General features: G+C 62.3%; 11 protein-coding genes and 1 tRNA gene. 5 read left to right on the forward strand and 7 right to left on the reverse strand.

Going from position 1 to position 15,897, the window contains the following annotated elements; genetic code table 11:
- Positions 1–378 precede the first annotated feature (378 nt).
- Positions 379–454 (reverse strand) — tRNA-Thr (locus HGO38_RS09715).
- 170 nt (positions 455–624) lie between these two features.
- Here HGO38_RS09715 and HGO38_RS09720 point away from each other — a divergent pair.
- Entirely contained in the window at positions 625–1,398 is a 774-nt protein-coding gene (locus HGO38_RS09720) for an NAD kinase (RefSeq protein ID WP_250955696.1), read from the forward strand.
- Positions 1,399–1,409: 11 nt separating this feature from the next.
- Positions 1,410–1,931 (forward strand): hypothetical protein, encoded by a 522-nt coding sequence (locus tag HGO38_RS09725; RefSeq protein ID WP_250955697.1) that lies wholly within the window; start codon positions 1,410–1,412, stop codon positions 1,929–1,931.
- Positions 1,932–1,957: 26 nt separating this feature from the next.
- Here HGO38_RS09725 and HGO38_RS09730 read toward each other — a convergent pair whose 3' ends face one another.
- A complete protein-coding gene (locus HGO38_RS09730; RefSeq protein ID WP_250955698.1) occupies positions 1,958–2,611 on the reverse strand; it encodes a TetR/AcrR family transcriptional regulator in 654 nt (217 codons plus the stop codon).
- 178 nt (positions 2,612–2,789) lie between these two features.
- Between HGO38_RS09730 and HGO38_RS09735 the strand changes: the two genes are divergently transcribed.
- Positions 2,790–3,992 (forward strand): multidrug effflux MFS transporter, encoded by a 1,203-nt coding sequence (locus tag HGO38_RS09735; RefSeq protein ID WP_250955699.1) that lies wholly within the window; start codon positions 2,790–2,792, stop codon positions 3,990–3,992.
- An 84-nt stretch (positions 3,993–4,076) separates the two neighbouring features.
- Here HGO38_RS09735 and prfB read toward each other — a convergent pair.
- The 3 genes from prfB to HGO38_RS09750 all read right to left on the reverse strand — a co-directional run bounded on the left by prfB (position 4,077) and on the right by HGO38_RS09750 (position 9,265).
- Positions 4,077–5,208, reverse strand: a protein-coding gene (gene prfB, locus HGO38_RS09740) for a peptide chain release factor 2 (RefSeq protein ID WP_250955700.1) whose coding sequence is annotated in 2 segments (ribosomal slippage) — positions 4,077–5,138 and positions 5,140–5,208 — 1,131 coding nt in all. Because the reading frame shifts where the segments join, the coding sequence is not laid out codon by codon here.
- Positions 5,209–5,306: 98 nt separating this feature from the next.
- Positions 5,307–7,763 (reverse strand): penicillin-binding protein 1A, encoded by a 2,457-nt coding sequence (locus HGO38_RS09745; protein ID WP_250955701.1) that lies wholly within the window; start codon positions 7,761–7,763, stop codon positions 5,307–5,309.
- A gap of 236 nt (positions 7,764–7,999) precedes the next feature.
- Complete coding sequence (locus HGO38_RS09750; protein ID WP_502941531.1) at positions 8,000–9,265, reverse strand: N-acetylmuramoyl-L-alanine amidase; 1,266 nt, start codon at positions 9,263–9,265, stop codon at positions 8,000–8,002.
- Between the two features lie 678 nt (positions 9,266–9,943).
- On the opposite strand from HGO38_RS09750, the gene HGO38_RS09755 reads away from it, so the two are divergent.
- The gene (locus HGO38_RS09755) at positions 9,944–12,898 is read left to right on the forward strand and encodes an Rne/Rng family ribonuclease (RefSeq protein ID WP_250955702.1); all 2,955 of its coding nucleotides are present in this window, start codon (positions 9,944–9,946) and stop codon (positions 12,896–12,898) included.
- 102 nt (positions 12,899–13,000) lie between these two features.
- Here the strand turns inward: HGO38_RS09755 and HGO38_RS09760 are convergent, their stop codons facing one another.
- Positions 13,001–13,552, reverse strand: coding sequence for a GNAT family N-acetyltransferase (locus tag HGO38_RS09760; RefSeq protein WP_250955703.1), 552 nt, complete (start codon positions 13,550–13,552; stop codon positions 13,001–13,003).
- 122 nt (positions 13,553–13,674) lie between these two features.
- Positions 13,675–14,832 (reverse strand): pyridoxal phosphate-dependent aminotransferase, encoded by a 1,158-nt coding sequence (locus tag HGO38_RS09765; protein WP_250955993.1) that lies wholly within the window; start codon positions 14,830–14,832, stop codon positions 13,675–13,677.
- Between the two features lie 203 nt (positions 14,833–15,035).
- Between HGO38_RS09765 and HGO38_RS09770 the strand changes: the two genes are divergently transcribed.
- Positions 15,036–15,839: a DsbA family protein gene (locus HGO38_RS09770; protein ID WP_250955704.1), complete on the forward strand. Its 804-nt coding sequence runs from the start codon at positions 15,036–15,038 to the stop codon at positions 15,837–15,839.
- Positions 15,840–15,897 lie beyond the last annotated feature (58 nt).

The raw sequence follows: 15,897 nt of genomic DNA on the forward strand, positions 1-15,897 counted from the left end.
GCCCGCCTCGTGCTCCTTCAGTATGCCGATAATCTGTTCGTCTGTGAAACGGTTGCGCTTCATTCTCTGGTCCTCTCAATAGGCCAGAGCTTACTTCAAAATGGATTAGTTCAGCGGGGCAAGGTCAGGGGAAACGATGTCTCGATCACCGAGCAGCAAATTAACTGGTTTTCGAATTTGATCATTAAGCGGCTGCGGAAATCGAACCGAGCCAGCATGAAAAGTTATCTTGCTGCAGTAGTTGCCCGCGTAGAAGTAGGCCGCGACGACATCAGCATCGTTGGCAGGCTATCTGATCTGAAAGGTGAGATCACCCGCGAAGCCAATATCAATGTCGGATTAGGCAGCGAAAACGCGGTTCGCAGATATAAACGCAATTGGTGCCCCCGGCAGGATTCGAACCCGCGACCCCCTGATTACAAATCAGGTGCTCTACCAACTGAGCTACAAGGGCAATCGGCACCGTCCCTAGCAGATTTTGCCTGCCTGTAAAGCAAAAATTGCCGATGCGCGAACCGCAATGGCGCAGGCTGAGGCTTGGCGGCGGTCGCTTTGCAGCGCAAATAACCTTGTCGCTCAAGCGGTTTATCATGTACCAAGAGGCCAACCGCAAAGGGCCGTTTCATGTCGCGTTCGTTCCAGTCGCTTTCCTTTCAGGCCTCCAACACCGTCGAGGCCATGGCGTCGCGCGATGCGCTGATTCGTCTCTATGGCCATGCCGAGCCCGCAGACGCCGATGTCATCGTGGCGCTGGGCGGCGACGGTTTCATGCTGCAGACGCTGCATGAGACGATGAATTCCGGTAAGCTGATCTATGGGATGAATCGCGGCTCGGTCGGTTTCCTGATGAACGAGTATAATATTGACAATCTGCGCGAGCGAATCGCTGTGGCCGTCGAAAACGATTTCCATCCGCTGCGTATGACCACCACCAATGCCGATGGCTCCTCATCGATCGCGCTTGCTATCAACGAGGTCTCGCTGTTTCGCCAGTCCTATCAGGCCGCCAAGCTGCGCGTGCTGATCGATGGACAGGTGCGGCTTGAGGAATTGATCTGCGACGGGCTGATGGTGGCAACCCCCGTCGGATCGACGGCCTATAATCTGTCGGCACACGGCCCGATCCTGCCGCTGGAATCGCCCCTGCTGGCCCTGACGCCGGTCAGCGCCTTTCGGCCGCGCCGCTGGCGCGGCGCGCTGCTGCCCAACCGCGTCTGCGTCGATATCGAGGTGCTGGAGCCGGAAAAGCGGCCGGTCAATGCGGTGGCCGATCACACCGAGGTCAAGTCGGTGCTGCATGTGCGCGTCGCCCAGTCCGAAGACACCACGGCGCGCATCCTGTCCGATCCCGACCGGTCCTGGTCGGACCGCATCCTGACCGAACAGTTTTCCAATTGAGCGAGGATACCATGGCACGCTTTTCTCGTTTGCTGTTCCCGATTGCGGCAGCCCTGCTGGTCCAGTCGTTCAGCGCCGTCGCGCAGGATGCCGGAACCGTGCCGGCCACCGTGACCTTCGTGATCAGCGGCGGATACTGGGAGGACGACGGAGACGCGGTGGTCGAGGGCCAGACAGAGGCGACCGCGCCCGCGACGCCCGCCCCGTCGGCGGAGCAGCCGGCGATGCGGCGCGGCTATTACCGGCTGATCTCGGTGCGCCAGCCGGATCGCACGGCCAAGGTCTTTCTGCAGCAGATGGCCGCCGGCGACGACGGCCCGGCGCTGGTCACCAATGTGGAACTGGAAGAGTTCACCGCGATCAAGCCTTACGTGACCGATGTCAGGCCCGAGGATTCGTCCGGCGTCAGCCGGTTGCCCGGCCTGTTTGCCACCGTTTACCTGAAAACCGATCCGACCAGCGCGGAGCCGGAAAGCTATACGGTGCTGATCGACGAATTCGGCGAGATCCGCGTCGAAAAGGCGACCAACTGACGTGGGATGCCCGTTAAGACCCTGGATCAGCGCTTGGCATAGGCCTTGACAAAGGTCCGCATGGCGGTCTTTGCCATATCGTCGAGTTCCTCGTCGCTGGGCTGGCGGCCAAACTGGATATCGGTCTTGATATCCATGCCGAGCAGGGCGACGAACTGGCGCGCAGCTATATTCGGATCGTCCAGGTCGAGATAGCCGGCATGGGCCAGTTGCGCCAGCCGCGCTGCGATCGCCGGATATTTCTTGCCCGGACCATATTCATTCCAGGTCGAGAACAGTTGCGGATAGCGCACGGCCTCCGCCTCCAGAAGCTTGCGCAGCCGCCGACCGTTCGGGTCGCACAGGGCGCGGCGCAGGAAAAAGGCGGAAAACGCCGTCAGCTCCGCTTCCAGATCGACAGGCGCCACCGGGAACTGTTCCATGACCTCGAACAGCCGGGCGCTCGATTTCTCGGTGATTTCCGCAACCACGGCATGGAACAGCTTTTCCTTGTCGCCGATCTGATTGTAGACGGTCTGCCGCGATACCTTGGCCCGCGAGGCGATCTGGTCGATGCTGGCGCCGGCAAAGCCCTCTTCCGAAAAGACCGCCGCCGCCGCATCAAGGATCGCCCTTCGCTTGGTCTGCGGCAGTTCGGGCAAAGCCTTTGGAGAATCAGGGGACGGTGCGACGGTTTTCATGACCTCACCCTAACTGCCCTTGACGAATTGGACAATTGTGTCCAATATATTTTACATAGTTGACTTAATGACATTCCATTCTCCTGCCCGATGCCCGCGTCTGCGGCCATCCCTCCCTCGTCGCGATCGTGGCGTCCCGGCCTTTTCTCCCGGCCGGCCTCCTTAAAATAGGTTGTTCATGCTGACCAGACCCATTCCCATTTCCGTCGTCCTCGGTCTGCTGACCGCCGTCGGCCTGTTTGCCACCGACATGTACCTGCCCTCGCTTCCGGCCATCGGCTCCGATCTTGGCGCCGATAGCGGACAGGTCCAGGCAAGCCTGATTGCCTTCTTCATCGCCATCGCCCTCTGTCAGGTGGTCTATGGCCCGCTGTCCGACATGTTCGGCCGCAAGCCGCCTCTTTATGTCGGCCTTGGGCTGTTTGCTCTCGGCTCCGTCGGCTGCGCACTGGCGCCGACCATCGAATGGCTGATCGCCTTTCGCTTCCTGCAGGGCATGGGCGCCTGCGCCGGCATGGTCATTCCCCGTGCCGTCGTCCGCGACCTGCATACCGGCGTGGCCGCAGCGCATATGATGGCGCGGCTGATGCTGGTCTTCAGCGTGTCTCCCCTGCTGGCACCGCTCGCCGGCAGCTTTGTCGCAGCGGCCGGCGGCTGGCAAGCCAATTTCTGGGTGATGGGCGGCGCCTGCCTGCTCGGCCTGGTTCTGGTCGCCCTGCGGCTGCCGGAAACCCGTCCGCCCGAACAGCGCACGGCCACCGGATTGGCCAGCACGATCAGCGGTTACAAAATCCTGCTGCGCGATCCGCACTATCTCGGCCTCGTGTTGATCGCCTCGTTCGGCATGGCCAGCTACATGACCTATCTGGCCAATTCGTCCTTCGTGCTGATCGAGCATTACGGGCTCTCGCCATCGCTCTACAGCGTCATGTTTTCCCTCAACGCGGTCTCCTTTATCGGCATGTCGCAGCTGAACGGCAGGTTTGCCCGGCGGTTCGGCCTGAAACGCGTCATCGGCTTTGCCATCCTCGGCTTTGTCACCACCATGGTGGCGCTTTTCGCCGTCACGGCGCTTGGCATCGACCGCCTGGCGGTCATGGTGGCTTTTCTGTTCATTGGCTACGGCTTTCTCGGATCGATCATCCCGACGGCTGCCGTCCTTGCCCTGGAGAGCCATGGACGGATCGCCGGAAGCGCCTCGGCCATGATGGGCACGCTGCAATTCATCACCGCCGCTGCGGTCATGGGGCTTTCGGGCCTCTACTTCGATGGCACATCCCTGCCGATGATCGCCACCATCGCCCTCTGCAGCCTGATGGTGTGCGTGCTCGGCGTCCTGACATTGCGGCCTTCGGCCCGCAAAGCCGTGACCGTGGAATAGACGGCCGGCATAACAAGCTGGCCCCCAAAAGAAAAACGGCGGAGCCCTGCCCCGCCGTTTTTTTTGTTTCCGATCGATGGCCGATCAGGCGATGTCGTCGACTGCGGCATCCGCGCCGCCGCTGATGCGGTGTGCGAGAGCTGCTTCCATGAACTCGTTGAGGTCGCCGTTCAGCACGTCGTCGGGTGCCGAGCTTTCGACGCCGGTGCGCAGGTCCTTGACCATCTGGTAGGGCTGCAGCACGTAGGAACGGATCTGGTGTCCCCAGCCGATATCGGTCTTGGATGCGGCTTCGGCATTGGCTGCCGCTTCCCGCTTCATCAGTTCGGCCTCGTACATGCGGGCGCGCAACATATCCCAGGCCTTGGCCTTGTTCTTGTGCTGCGAGCGTTCCTGCTGGCACTGCACCACGATACCCGACGGAATGTGCGTGATGCGCACCGCGGAGTCGGTGGTGTTGACGTGCTGGCCGCCGGCGCCGGACGAGCGATAGGTGTCGATCCGGCAATCGCTCTCGTTGATGTCGATCTGGATCGAATCGTCGACCACGGGATAGACCCAGACGGAGGAGAAGGACGTGTGGCGACGGGCGTTGCTGTCATAGGGCGAGATGCGCACCAGGCGATGCACGCCCGATTCGGTCTTCATCCAGCCATAGGCATTGTGGCCCTTGACCTGCACGGTTGCCGACTTGATGCCGGCTTCTTCGCCGTCATGCAGTTCCATGATCTCGACCTTGAAGCCGCGCTTTTCGGCCCAGCGCATATACATGCGCAAGAGCATGTTGGCCCAGTCCTGGCTCTCTGTGCCGCCGGCGCCGGAATGGACTTCGAAATAGCAGTCGTTGCCATCGGCTTCGCCCGACAGCATGGCTTCGACCTGCAGGCGTCCGGATTCCGACTTCAGCGCCTTCAGCGCATCCTCGGCCTCCTTGATGACGCCGGCATCGCCCTCTTCCTCGCCCATCTCGATGAGCTCGATATTGTCGTTCAGCTGGCGTTCCAGCATCTTGACGCCATTGATGCCGTCTTCCAGCTGCTGGCGCTCGCGCATCAGCTTCTGAGCCTCAGTGGCATCGTTCCAGAGATTGGGATCTTCAGCCTTGTTGTTCAACCAGTCCAGTCGTCTTATCGCCTGATCCCAGTCAAAGATGCCTCCTCAGCAGGCTTACGGCCTGCTTGATGTCGTCGACAATATTCTCGATCTCGGTCCGCATTGTATCCTGTTTCTCAAGTTTGGAACTTCACGTGGCCCCGTGAATAGTGGCGCGCGCCGCGGATGTAAAGAGCCGCGGCGTGACGCTCAGGCCTGGTGTCAGAAGAGGCCCGGAGTGCCCGATTGCACCGCCTGATTGGCCTGCGGCGAGGTGCGCAGGATTTCCTCGGGCGCCATGTAGCCTTCCATGCCGATGACCGAGAAGGTGTCGGCCGGGCCGGTGCCGGGCTTGAAGGCCTCGATGATGGTATCCGGCTCGCCCTCCATGGCCAGCATCCCCGTCTTGCGGTTGACCGGGATCAGCTGCATGCCGTCCGGCACGCGGAACTTGGTGGCCGGCGTGCCGGCGATGGCGGCCTGCATGAATTCGTTGAAGACGGGCGCCGGCAGCGAGCCGCCGGTCGAACCGCGACCGAGCGGCGTCGGCGTGTCGAAGCCCATATAGAGACCGGCCACCAGGTTCGGCGTATAGCCAACGAACCAGGCATCCTTTTCGTCATTGGTCGTGCCGGTCTTGCCGGCCACCGGGCGATCGAGCTGGATCTTGCCGGCTGCCGTACCGCGCTGGATGACACCCTCCATCATCGAGGTGATCTGGTAGGAGGTCATCGGATCGAGCACCTGCTCGCGATTGTCGACGATGTTGGGCTCGTCCTGGCCTTCCCAGCCATTGGCATTGCAGCCCTCGCAGACCCGTTCCTCATGACGGAAGATGGTCTTGCCGTAACGATCCTGAATCCGGTCGATGAGAGTCGGCTTGATCTGCTTGCCGCCATTGGCGAGCACCGCATAGGCCGAGACCATGCGCATGACGGTGGTTTCGCCTGAGCCGAGCGACATGGCGAGAACCGGATTCATCTTGTCGTAGATGCCGAAGCGTTCGGCATATTCGGCGACCAGGTTCATGCCCATGTCGTTGGCCAGGCGCACCGTCATCAGGTTTCGCGACTTCTCGATGCCGAGGCGCAGCGTCGAGGGGCCGGCCGAGCCGCCGCCGTAGTTCTGCGGCCGCCACACCTGACCGCCCGAGACGAACTCGACCGGCGCATCGAGAATGACCGAGGCCGGGGTATAACCATTGTCGAGGGCTGCCGCATAGACGAAGGGCTTGAAGGACGAGCCGGGCTGGCGCATCGCCTGGGTGGCGCGGTTGAATTCCGACTGCGAATAGGAGAAGCCGCCGACCAGCGCCAGGACACGGCCGGTATGGGGATCCATGGCGACAAGACCGCCCTGGACCTTCGGCGGCTGGCGCAGGCGGTAGCGGCCGGATGTCTCGCCACCCACCGGCTCGACATAGACGACATCGCCGGGGGCCAGTACACCGTCCGGCGATTTTGCCGTCTTGCGGTCGCCCCGGCCCGAGCGATAAGCCCATTCCATGTCGTCGGCGGCAATCGTGCCGGTCAAGCGCTCGGCGGCCACCTTGCCGCCGGCCTCCTTGGCGGGCTGCAGGCCAATATTGACCGCCGTCTTGGACACGGCGAGCACCACGGCCAGCTTCCATTCCGGAACGTCGGCCAGCGACGCCAGTTCGGCGAGCGGCGTTCCCCAGTCGGACGCGACCGGGATCTGCTTGACGGGGCCGCGATAGCCGCGCTTCTCGTCATAGGAGACCAGGCCATGCTGAAGCGCCTTGCGGGCCTCGATCTGCATCTGCGGATCCAGCGATGTGCGGACCGATAGGCCACCTTCGTAAAGGGCCTTGTCGCCGTATTTCTCGATAATCTGCCGACGCACTTCCTCGGCAAAATAATCGGAGGCAAACAGCGAGGAGCCGCTGCGCCGCAGCGTAATGCCGAGCGGCTGCTTCTTGGCTTCATCGCCTTCGGCCTTGCTGACGAAACCGTTCTCGACCATGCGATCGACAACCCAGTTGCGGCGCTCGGTGGCAGCCTCGGGATGGCGGAAAGGATGATAGTTGGACGGGCCTTTCGGCAGGGCGGCCAGGTAGGCGGTCTCGGCAATGGTCAGTTCGGTGACCGACTTGTCGAAATAGGTGAGTGCCGCGCCGGCGATGCCGTAGGAGTTCAGGCCGAAGAAGATTTCGTTCAGATACAGTTCGAGGATCTTGTCTTTCGAATAGGTCTGCTCGATGCGGAAGGACAGGATGGCTTCCTTGATCTTGCGGTCCATGGTTTGGTCGGCACTCAACAGGAAGTTCTTCGCCACCTGCTGGGTGATGGTCGAGGCACCGACCGGGCGCCGGCCCGAGCCGAAATTCTGCAGGTTGACCAGGATGGCCCGGCCGAGGCCGTAGATATCGACGCCGGGATGATTGTAGAAATTCTTGTCTTCGGCCGACAGGAAGGCCGCCTTGACCCTATCGGGAATAGCCTGGATCGGCAGGAACAGTCGCCGCTCACGGGCATATTCGGCCATCAGCGCGCCGTTGCCGGCATGGATACGGGTCGTGACCGGCGGCGCGTAGCTGCTCAGCACTTCATAGTCCGGCAGGTCCTTCGTCACGCCGGCCAGGTAGATCGCTGCAACAACAGCGACGCACAGGGCAAGAACGGAGGCAAGTCCGAAGAGATATCCAATTAATCTTATCATGGTCCAGCTACCGGCAATTGCTTTCAGGTCGGCGTGCGATCCAGAACATCGCACATCTCTTGGCGTTTTGCACACAGTGCCGGGGAAGGCAAGGCGCTGAGGCTTTGGCGAACCTGACGGTTTCAGCCTAAGCCGCTGTTGTGCCTGTGTAACGTGCCGAATGTGAGGAAAATAGGGCCGCCGGGCACATAGTCACAACTCTTGAGGCTAAGGACAAAGAATGTCACCAGCAGGTTTCAGCCGCCATTGGCGACGACCGGCGCCCGATACCGCCTGACGGCCTGCGCCAGGAGATCGGCGACCTTTACGCGCCACGCCTCGTCGAGCAGCAGTTTCTCGTCATCCTTGTTGGACAGAAAGCCCAGTTCCAGCAGTACGGAGGGCACGTCATGGGCCTGCAGCACCTGGAAACCGGCATAGCGGTGCGGATTGTTGATCAGTCCCACCTGGCCGTCGAAGGACGACACGACGGATTTCGCCATGGCGATCGAAAAGGCCTGGGTCTCGCGCCGGGTGAGGTCGATGAGAATGTCGGTCACCTCTGCCGGCTCGGCGGTGCGGGCGACGCCGCCAACCTCGTCGGACAGGTTCTCGCGCTCGGCCAAGGCTGCCGCCATGTGGTCGGAGGCGGTATCGGAGATCGTGTAGACGGTGGCGCCGCGGATATTGGCCTGGCGCAGGGTGTCGGCATGCAGCGAAACCAGCAGATTGGCGCCGCCCTGGCGGGCCATCGTCACCCGTTCGGACAGGGACAGGAAATCATCCTTGTCACGGGTCAGGAAGGCCTTGATGCCGGGTTCCTTGTTCAGCCGTTCGGCCAGGATTTTGGCGAAGGCCAGGGTGATGTCCTTTTCCGCCGTCTTGGACGCTGCCCCCGTCGCTCCCGCATCGATGCCGCCATGGCCGGCATCGATGGCGACCACGAAATCGCCGGAACGGGTGTTTTCGGGCACTGCGACGCGCTCACCCCGTGTCACCGACGCGGGCCCCGCCTGCTCCCATACCTGCCCCTTGACCAATTCGGCAAAGACAGCTTCCGTCGCCATCTCGGCATCCAGAACCAGGCGAAATCCCTTGCCACCCTCGTCCGGTTGAATGTCGCTGAGGACAAGGCGGGCGGGTTTGGCTGTCGTCAGCACGATCCGGGCGCTCGATGCGTCGATTGCCCCATAGCGGATGTCTTCAAACAGGCCGCGCGCCACCAGATCGGTCGCCGGGAAGCCGAAGACTGTGGCCGGAAGATCGATGACGATGCGATCGGGCTTGGCGATATAGCGCACTTGGAAATCGGGCTTGCGGTCAAAATCGATGACGATTCGGGTCCGCGCCTTGTCGCCGGCAATGCGGGCGCCGTAAGCGACCAGCGGCGATTCCTCGGCGGCGAGTGCTTCCGCAAACGTTGCCATGGGGGAAAGAGCGATCGCCAGGCACAACGCCGCCAACAATCGCTTTGCCATTGCAGCAGGCCCGCCACTGCCTACCCTTGCCCGGTTAAAATGCATACGCCCGACCCGCTCCGCCAAAGTCCCGCCTAAAACTGCCAGATTGCCCCATACCGCATCCCGGATCGCAACTGCACCACCGACTGCCCTTGGATCCAACCGGGAAACGACCCGGCAGGCCCAAACGCCCGGTTTCGCGCGCTTCATGTCGCGATTCGGCTCTTGCTGCTAATGCCGTTGAATTTATCAATATTATGGCGCTTTTTGGTTTCCTCTTGCCATTGTGACAGAGAAAACATACAACGCAAATGAGGGTTAAAAGTGTTGACGGGATAGAATCAGCGCGACGGCTGCCAACCGATTTAGGATTGGCGCCACATGTCCGGTTTTTCATCCGCCGCTATTGCACTTTTGTCCTGAAACTGGATCCAATGCCGGCACAGGCCGGCGGCAGTACTGGGTGGGCAACCACCAAACGCTCTCCAGAGCATTCATCGGGCCCCGACGGGCCTTTGGCAATTGTCGTTCTCGTTTGGTCTTTGATGTCGTCGCAGCAGGTTTCGTTTCAAGTCAGCAGGCTTAGGGATTTCACCATCCCGGACGCTGTGCGGCTGCTGCCCCTGACACCCAACCAGTCGCGAGCATTCATATCCGGCGCCTCCTTTCCAAGGGTCTATCCGCTCTGCATTCAACGAGCGGCTTCTCACCTTCGCGGTCGCGCCGAGGAGCACAGCTTAAATGGCAGACAAAATGCTTATCGACGCGTCTCACGAAGAAGAGACGCGGGTCGTTGTCGTACGCGGTAATCGGATCGAAGAATTCGATTTCGAGTCCCAGCACAAGAAACAAATCCGCGGCAATATCTATCTGGCAAAGGTGACGCGGGTCGAGCCCTCTCTCCAGGCCGCTTTTGTCGATTACGGCGGCAACCGCCACGGCTTCCTGGCTTTCGCCGAAATCCATCCCGACTATTACCAGATCCCACTGGCCGACCGGCAGGCTCTGCTCAGAGCCGAAGCGGAAGAACAGCGCAAGGACGATGAGGGCGACTTCGACCATCGCAGCGTCGATCTTGCCCATGCCGAACAGCCTGACATTTCCCCCGAGCCTGAGGCCGCTGCCGCTGTAGAAGCCGCCTCCGAAGAGCCGGTGGTCGAAGCAGCTGTGGAAGAAGCCGCGGTCAAGGCCAAGCCGCGCCGCGTCCGCAAGCCGCGCAAGAAGGCCGGCGAGACCGAGGAGCAGGCGGTCGTCGAGACATCCGAACCGGTCGTCTCCGAAGCGTCTGACGCCGCAGCCGACGACAGCCAGACCGGCCCTGCCGAAGACGACGACGGCAATGGTCGTGGCGGCATGGCCGCCGTGGTCGAGACCGATTTCATTTCCGAGGAAGCCGGCGGCGGCGGACGCCGTGGCCGCGGTAACGATGACGACGACTTCGACGACGAGGACGAAGGCGAGAAGGAAGTCATCGAGAATGTCGGCGCCGAAGATGCGATGGAAGAGGTTCCCGACCGGGTCCGCCGCATGCCGCGCAAGCAGTATCGCATCCAGGAAGTCATCAAGCGCCGGCAGATCCTGCTGGTGCAGGTGGCCAAGGAAGAACGCGGCAACAAGGGCGCTGCGCTCACCACCTATCTGTCGCTGGCCGGCCGTTACTCGGTCCTGATGCCCAACACGGCACGGGGCGGCGGCATTTCCCGCAAGATCACCCAGCCGACCGACCGCAAGCGCCTGAAGGAAATCGCCCGCGATCTCGAAGTACCTTTGGGCATGGGCGTGATCCTGCGCACCGCCGGCGCCAACCGCACCCGGGTCGAGATCAAGCGCGACTTCGAATATCTGATGCGCCTGTGGGAAAACGTTCGCACGCTGACGCTGAACTCTACCGCGCCCTGCCTCGTCTATGAAGAAGGCAGCCTGATCAAGCGCTCGATCCGCGACCTTTACAACAAGGACATCAGCGAGATCGTCGTGGCTGGCGAAGAAGGCTATCGTGAAGCGAAAGACTTCATGAAGATGCTGATGCCGAGCCATGCCAAGGTGGTTCAGCCCTATCGCGACATCCATCCGATCTTCTCGCGCTCGGGCATCGAAGCCCAGCTCGACCGCATGCTGCAGCCGCAGGTGACCCTGAAGTCGGGCGGCTACATCATCATCAACCAGACCGAAGCGCTGGTTGCCATCGACGTCAACTCCGGCCGCTCGACCCGCGAATATTCGATCGAGGACACGGCGCTGCAGACCAACCTGGAAGCGGCTGAGGAAGTGGCCCGCCAGCTGCGACTGCGCGACCTTGCCGGCCTGATCGTCATCGACTTCATCGACATGGAGGAAAAGCGCAACAATCGCTCCGTCGAGAAGAAGCTCAAGGATTGCCTGAAGAACGACCGGGCGCGCATCCAGGTCGGCCGCATCTCGCATTTCGGCCTTCTGGAAATGTCTCGCCAGCGCATTCGCGCCAGCGTTCTGGAATCCACCACCCAGGTCTGCCCGCATTGCGCAGGCACCGGCCTGATCCGTTCGCAGTCGTCGGTTGCCCTGCATGTGCTGCGCGGCATCGAGGAATTCCTGCTGAAGAGCACGACGCACGATATCACCGTGCGCACGACGCCGGAGACGGCCCTTTATATCCTCAACCAGAAGCGCGGCACGATCGTCGATTATGAGAACCGCTTCGGCGTATCGATCGTCATCGAAGCCGATGCGAATGTCGGGGCCCAGCATTTCGCCGTCGAGCGAGGCGAAGCCGTCGAAAATCCGGTCAAGGTCGAGACCCTGCTGCAGTTCGTTCCCGAACTTGAAGAGGAAGACGACGTCATCATCGAAATCGATGAGGAAGAAGAAGACGACGTCATCGACGCACCGGTCGCCGCACCGAAGGCAGCCGTTGCTGCCGAGGCCGGCGATGACAGCGCCGGACGCAAGCGCAAGCGTCGCCGTCGCCGTCGGGGCAAGAATGGCCAGCAGCCGGGCGATCCCGCCAATTCCCAGCAGTCCGCCGCCGGCGACGACGAGGATGATGACGGCGAAGCCGATGACGAGGATGGCAGCGAAGAGGCCGATGACGCCGTCAACGGTGTCGAGGCCCAGGACGACACGTCCGAAGACGGCCAGAAGCGCAAGCGCCGTCGGCGCGGCAAGCGTGGCGGCCGCCGCAACCGTCCGGAAGACGAGATCTCGGCAGAAGGCGAAGGATCGGACGCAGAAGCATCCGACACGGCTGACGAAGATCCTATACAGGTCGAGCGGATCGAAGACGCTGTGGTCGAACGCGTCGCTGCAGCTCAGCCGGCCATGGCCGCTGTCGAAGCGACCGAAGGTGTTGCCGCGCCCAAGCCGCGCCGGACTCGCAAGGCCAAGGGTGCTCCCTCGCCCGTCGAGGAACCCGTGATCGAGGACGTTGCTGCGCAGCCAGCGCCGGAAGAGGTCGTAGAGGCCGCTGAGGCCCTGTCGGAACCCGCACCGGTTGCCGCTGAGGCTACTCCGGCACCTGAAGCGGCTCCCGAGCCTGTCAAGGCGGATCCAGCCCCTGCAGCCGTGGAACCCGCCGCGGTCGAAGACGACAAGCCGCTGCGCGCCAACCGGCAGTCCAATGTCAGCTCCTCCGAGCCGGTGGTGACATCGGGCGCTGCGGATGGCGAGGCACCGAAGCCCAAGAAGGGCGGCTGGTGGCAGAAGCGCGGCTTCCTATAGGCCGCCCGACACCGCTTTGAAAATACGAACGGCCGCGTCAATGACGCGGCCGTTTTGGTTCGAGCCTCTTGTTCGAGGCACGAGAAGCGGCGAAGACGGCTGCTATGAAGACGGCTTGGCGCGCTCCATGATCAAGGTCGGATTGCCCATATAGACAGCGTCTGCCTTGCGGACAAAGCCGACCTTTTCCGCGACGCGCCGGGAGACTTTGTGCTCCGGATCAAACAGGCAGACCGTATGGCTTCCGGCAAGGTTTCGGTCGGCCCATTGCAGGGCGGCCGTAACCGCTTCGGTGGCGATGCCACGACCGTGGACTTCGGGGACCAGGGCCCAGCCGGCCTCCGGAATGCCGTTCAGCGGCGGCACCATGTCTCGCTTGAAGTCGCCAAAGCCAACCTCCCCGAGAAACGCTCCGGTGCGCCGGTCTTCAACGACCCAATAGCCGAAGGACAGGGCCTGCCAATGGCCGATATAGCGCAACAGTCGCGACCAGGATTCCGACTTGCTCGATGGCTTGCGGGTAATGAAGCGCACCACCCGTTCGTCGGCCCACATGCGAGCCGAAGCCTCGAAATCCTGGACCCCATGGCCGCGCATACGCAGCCTTTCGGTCTCCAGAACGGGGACTGGGGAAAATTGTCCGGCTTTGGTCATAGGCTGCCTCGACTCTCATCTTTGACATCGACCGGTGCATTTGCACCCGGCTGATGCACTGAATCAACGGCCTCAAAGACGGAATCCGCAAACCGCGCCAAGCCCTTGAGGCAGAATCATATTTACCGGAGCCAGCCGGCGATGCGATCCGTGGCCTCGACCATTTCGGCCATGGTTCCGGCATAGGACAGACGCAGGGCGCGATGGCCCTCGAGCGGGTCGAAGTCGAGACCCGGCGTGGCGGCGACGTCGGTCTCTGCCAGCATGCGGCGGGCAAAATCCATGCTGTCATTGGTGAACCGGCTGACATCGACATAGGCATAGAAGGCGCCGTCCATCGGCGACAGAAGGTCAAAGCCGAACTCCGGCAGGCGCTGCTGCAGGACGTCGCGATTGGCCCGGCAGCTGTCCTTGTAGAGCTCCAGCTCGTCGCCCGCACCGAGCGCCGCGATGGCGGCGACCTGCGACAGTTCCGGCGCCGAGATATAGAGGCTCTGGGCCAGGCATTCGAGCGGCCGGACCATGGCATCCGGCACGACCATCCAGCCGATCCGCCATCCCGTCATGCAATAGTATTTGGAAAAGGAATTGATGATGATCGCGTCATCGCCGAATTCAACGGCGCTGGCGGCGTCCGTCGAATAGGTCAGGCCGTGATAGATCTCGTCGGAGATGAAGGCGATGTCGTGCAGCCTGCAATAGTCGGAGACGCGCTGAAGCTGAAGCCGGCCGGTCACCGTCCCGGTCGGATTGGCGGGACTTGCCAGCAGTACACCCTTCAGCCGCACCCCTGCCCTCGTCTGCGCCGCCTCAAGGCTTTCCGGCGTCAGGGTGTAGTGCGTCTCGGCACTGACCGGCACCTCGACCACCACCAGCCCCAGAGCCCGCAGAATGTTGCGGTAGGCGGGATAGCCGGGCCGGGCGATCGCCACCGCATCGCCGGCGTCGAACAACGTCAGGAAGGCGAGGTTGAAGCCGGCCGAAGAGCCGGTGGTAATGGCGATACGCCGCGCATCGATGTCAACGCCGTGTTTGCGCCGATAGTAGCCCGACAGCGCCTGGCGCAGGTCCGGCAGCCCAAGCGCATCGGTATAGCCGATCCGGCCATGCTCGAGGGCCGTGCGGGCCGCCTCAAGGGCTGCGGCGGGTGCGGCGTGACCCGGCTGGCCGACCGCCATGGAGATCACCGGACGGCCGGCCTGGCGGCGGCGATTGGCCTCCGCCAGAACGTCCATGGCATGGAAGGGATCGACGGCACTGCGTTTGGACAAGGGAACCACAAGCAAGGCTTTCTCTGCTAGTCATCGGCGCCCGACATTTGCCGTATTATTCCGGTCATCACAATGGCGAGAGATCGAGGACCGCTTTCTTTTTGCCGTTCCCCTCGTTATGCCCTTTCTTTAAAAGGGTCACGAAGACCGGCGCGGCCCGCCACCGCCAAACAAGCACGGCCCTGCCCGGGGGCCTTCAGACGAGGACCACCATGGCACTGAGTGCATCGAAAATCGCCATTATCGCAGGCGTCGCGTTCGTCGCCTGGACCGTTGCAGCGACAGGTCTCGTTCTGCTTCCCAAGGCCTTGGCGCCGGCACCGGTCCAGGTTGCCGATGCGGGCAATGACGCCGCCTTCGGAGCACGGATCAAGGACTACCTGGTGACCAATCCCGAGATCATGCTCGAAGTCCAGGATGCGCTGGAAAAGAAATACCGCGACGCCCAGGCCCAGAAGGCATCGGCCGCCCTGAAGGACAACAAGACCGCCCTCTTCCAGTCGGAACACGACATCGCGCTGGGCAACCCTGAGGGCGACGTCACCATCGTCGAGTTCTTCGACTACAATTGCGGCTATTGCCGCAAGGCGCTGGCCGACATGGACACGATCATCGCCAGCGACAAGAATGTTCGCTTCGTGCTGAAGGAATGGCCGATCCTCGGCCCCGATTCTGAGGCGACCCATGTGGTGTCGGACGCCTTCCGCAAGATCGCCCCGGAAAAATACGGCGCGTTTCACCGCACCCTGATGGGCAGCCCGAACCGCGCCACGGAAGAAAGCGCCCTTGAGACGGCCGAGTCCCTCGGGGTCAGCGAAGCCGCGATCCGGGCGATGATGGTGGCCAAACCGGCCACCCAGGCCTTTGCCGAGGCCAACCAGTTGGCGCTCAGCCTGGGCTTCACGGGAACGCCTGCCTATGTCGTGGGCGACCAGCCGCTGGGCGGTGCCGTCGGGTCTAAGGCGCTCGGCGAGATGGTCGCCAATATCCGCGGCTGCGGCAAGACCACCTGCTGAGCACGGTTTCCCCATCCTGCAGCCTGTGCAAAACGGCTAGGGGCTTTCCCTAGCCGGC

Origin of the sequence: Rhizobium sp. CG5 (genome assembly GCF_023701945.1) — a bacterium.
GTDB lineage: Bacteria > Pseudomonadota > Alphaproteobacteria > Rhizobiales > Rhizobiaceae > Allorhizobium.

What these genes read in the sequence shown, in the direction of transcription:
- HGO38_RS09720 (WP_250955696.1), top strand. Translation starts at nt 625, where the DNA reads ATGTCGCGTTCGTTCCAGTCGCTTTCCTTTCAGGCCTCCAACACCGTC.
- HGO38_RS09725 (WP_250955697.1), top strand. Translation starts at nt 1,410, where the DNA reads ATGGCACGCTTTTCTCGTTTGCTGTTCCCGATTGCGGCAGCCCTGCTG.
- HGO38_RS09730 (WP_250955698.1), bottom strand. Translation starts at nt 2,611, where the DNA reads ATGAAAACCGTCGCACCGTCCCCTGATTCTCCAAAGGCTTTGCCCGAA.
- HGO38_RS09735 (WP_250955699.1), top strand. Translation starts at nt 2,790, where the DNA reads ATGCTGACCAGACCCATTCCCATTTCCGTCGTCCTCGGTCTGCTGACC.
- HGO38_RS09745 (WP_250955701.1), bottom strand. Translation starts at nt 7,763, where the DNA reads ATGATAAGATTAATTGGATATCTCTTCGGACTTGCCTCCGTTCTTGCC.
- HGO38_RS09750 (WP_502941531.1), bottom strand. Translation starts at nt 9,265, where the DNA reads ATGCATTTTAACCGGGCAAGGGTAGGCAGTGGCGGGCCTGCTGCAATG.
- HGO38_RS09755 (WP_250955702.1), top strand. Translation starts at nt 9,944, where the DNA reads ATGGCAGACAAAATGCTTATCGACGCGTCTCACGAAGAAGAGACGCGG.
- HGO38_RS09760 (WP_250955703.1), bottom strand. Translation starts at nt 13,552, where the DNA reads ATGACCAAAGCCGGACAATTTTCCCCAGTCCCCGTTCTGGAGACCGAA.
- HGO38_RS09770 (WP_250955704.1), top strand. Translation starts at nt 15,036, where the DNA reads ATGGCACTGAGTGCATCGAAAATCGCCATTATCGCAGGCGTCGCGTTC.